The organism is Nocardia sp. NPDC004568 (assembly GCF_040609955.1).
In the GTDB taxonomy this organism is placed as follows: Bacteria; Actinomycetota; Actinomycetes; order Mycobacteriales; family Mycobacteriaceae; genus Nocardia.
The window spans coordinates 1-2863 of sequence record NZ_JBEXLL010000168.1 but is presented as its reverse complement, the minus strand read 5'-3'; the positions used below and the strand labels follow the sequence as shown (position 1 = coordinate 2863).

General features: G+C 66.5%; 1 protein-coding gene. It reads left to right on the top strand.

Features of this window, described 5'->3' with window-relative positions; all coding sequences use genetic code 11:
• Positions 1-858: 858 nt before the first annotated feature.
• Positions 859-2863, top strand: a 2005-nt coding sequence (locus ABZV91_RS32300) for a hypothetical protein (protein WP_355249504.1), incomplete at its 3' end; no start/stop codon positions are given.

The following is a 2863-nucleotide window of genomic DNA, read 5'->3' as shown; positions in this document are numbered from 1 at the left end:
GCCGGGAAGGTGCTCGGGGATGATGGTGCGGCGATTGCGCCGGTGGTGCCTGGGTTCGTGCCGCGGACGGATCGGGGTCTCGGTGGTGTGGGTGGTGAGGGTGGCGGTGCTCGGCCGGCGGGTGGGCCGGGGGCCGGTGAGGGTGCGGATGTGGCCGGGGCGGTGGCGGGATCGGGTCCCGGGGCCGATGCGGGGACCGGTCCGGTGTCGATCCTCGGGGAGGTTGGTGAGCCCGTGGCGGCTGCGGCGGTGTCGCGGCAGGGGGTGGAGTCGGTCGGGAAGCCGATCGCTGCCGAGGCGGGTGGGGGTGTCGAGGGCGTGGGTGGGGTGCCGGCCGAGTCGCGGGCGGTAGCAGCGGAGTCGCGGGCGGTAGCAGCGGAGTCGCGTGGGGTTGTGGTGGAGTCGCGGGCGGTAGCAGTGGAGTCGCGTGGGGTGGTGGCCGGGCCTGGGCGGGTGGTTGCGCCGGGGCCGGTTGTGGCGCCGGGGGGTGATGGTGCGGTGATGCCTTCGGAGGTGCCTGGTTTCGTGCCTCGGGTGGAGTGGGGTCATGGTGGTGTCGGTGGTGGTGAGGGTGCCGGTGCTGGGCCGTCGGGCGGGGCGGGGCCCGGTGCGGGTGGGGGTGCGGCGGGGGCGGATACGGGTGCGGGTGTGGGGCCGGAGTCCGGGGATTCTGCCCGGCCGGGTTCGGGGGTTGAGGTGCGGGGAGGTGAGGTTCACCCGACGGTCGGTGAGGGCGTGTCGGTGGAGGGCGGGGTCGGGTCTGAGGGGGGTCGTGGGCCCGAGGCGGGCTCGGAGGACGGGGACGGGGTCGATGCTGATGCTGATCAGGATGTTGCGGGTGGGGTGGCCGATGCGGTGGTGAGTGATCATCTGTTGGCCGAGGTGTTGGCGCGAAAGTTGGCGGATCTGCCGTTTTCGGTGGATCGGGCGGAGGCCACCGTCGAGCAGGTGATGCAGTTCCAGGCGGCGGCTGATTATGCGGTGCGGTTGTTCCGGTTCCGCGAGCGGGAGTTGGCCGTCGAATCGTGGGAGCAGCGCCGGGCTGTGCTCGAGCACGGTGACACGGTCGAGGCAGTGTTGCGGATGTTCGCAGCCATGACTGCGGGGATAGAGAAGACGCCGCGCTGGACTCAGGCGCTGTCGTGGCTGCTCGGCCAGCACGGGTTCGCGACGATTCAGATGGCCACCGCGGAGGGTAAGACGATCGTGGCGGGGCTGGACTCGATGTGGCAGCTCGCGCGTGGTGCACCGGTCGAATTGCCGAGCGGGCAGCCGATGCGGGTCCACCATGTGGTGACCACGACGGAGACGCTGGCCAACAGCGGGTTGCGGGAACTGCAGCCGGTGATCCAGGGTCTCGGTTACGAGGTTTCTCGGTGGGATCCGCAGAATCCGTCGGGGGATCCGGTTCGGCCGACCGTGTATTACATGACCGTCGGCGAGCGGATCGACGCTATCTTGTACGAGCATATTCCGCCGGGGAAATCCGCGACGATCGACGAGGCGGACGCGGCACTGATACACGACCAGACAGAGCATTACCTTTCCGATGGGGAGCGTGTCAAGGCGTCGGCGGCCGAGCAAGCGCATGTGGAGCGGCTGCGGGATTTCCTGAAGGCCGTGTTGATGAGCCAGCGCAAGGAATTTATTGCAGACGATGTGGTAGGCACGCGCAGGAATCTTCGCGAAGAGAGGTTGTGGGGGAAGCTCGAGGCGCTCGGTGGCCGGGCGTTCACCGCCGAGGAGGCGAAGTGGGCGCGGGAGTTGACGTCGCAGATGCTGCGGCAGCAACCCGAACGGTCGCTTGCGATCGTGAGTCATTTGTGGGAGCGGCATACCGGTCAGGCGTTCACGGTCGAGGACCGCAATATGGCCGAAGCGTTTCTGGACTACAAGACGGGTCGTCTGAAGGCGAGATGGGACTTCATCGCTTTCGACGGCAAGATCCAGATTCTGGACCAGTACGGGAAACCGCTCAGTGATCCGAAGGTGAATACAGATAGTCGCTGGTTCGGTGGCCGGCACAAGATGCTGGAGGCGATATTCGGCTTCGACGTCTACACCGACGGGAAGGGGTCGACAGTGGCTACCGTCAGTGACGCGGTCGCCACCTATGATCGCCTGTTGCTGATGTCGGGCACGATGGAGCGGACCGCGGCCGAGATCCAGCAGAACTTCCCGGGCGCGGGTGGTTTGGCGAAGGTGCCCCGATACCAGCCCCCGAAACTGGTGGGGGAACCCGATCATGTGTTCCTCACCAATGCCGAAAGGTTGAAGGCCGCCGTCGAGCGGGTCAAGGAATTACAGGATCTGGGGCGGCCTGTCCTGGTGATCTGCCCTTCCAACGGTGTGGCACACCAGTTCTCGTTGATGTTGCACAAGGCCGGGGTCGTAGAGAAATCGATGGAAACGATCGCCGGCGAATGGTTCGCCCAGCATCGTGACAACAATAAAGCCGAGGAACATCTGCTGGAGGTCAAAGACCGCGCCGGAGGCCAATACATCCACGAATACACCGACGAAGAAACCGGTGAAAAAGAACGAAAGGTTCTGGGTCGGGTGACCGTCGGTACCCCGATGCTGGGCCGGGGTTTCGATGTGTCGATCACCGACGAGGTCAACGACCTGGGCGGGTTGCACGCGTTGATGCTGGGGCGTTCGCTCAACCCGGACGAGAACGAGCAGGGGCCCGCGCGGGCGGGCCGCGGTCGTAACGGTAGCTACAGCGTCTACACCTCGGTGACCGATGAGCTGTTGGCGCAGACCCGCCACGACGGCGCCCAGATCGCCATCGTCCATTACCGCACCGCCGCGACCGCGCACGGCGAAGCCCTGGCCGAACAACACCACGCCCACACCGCCG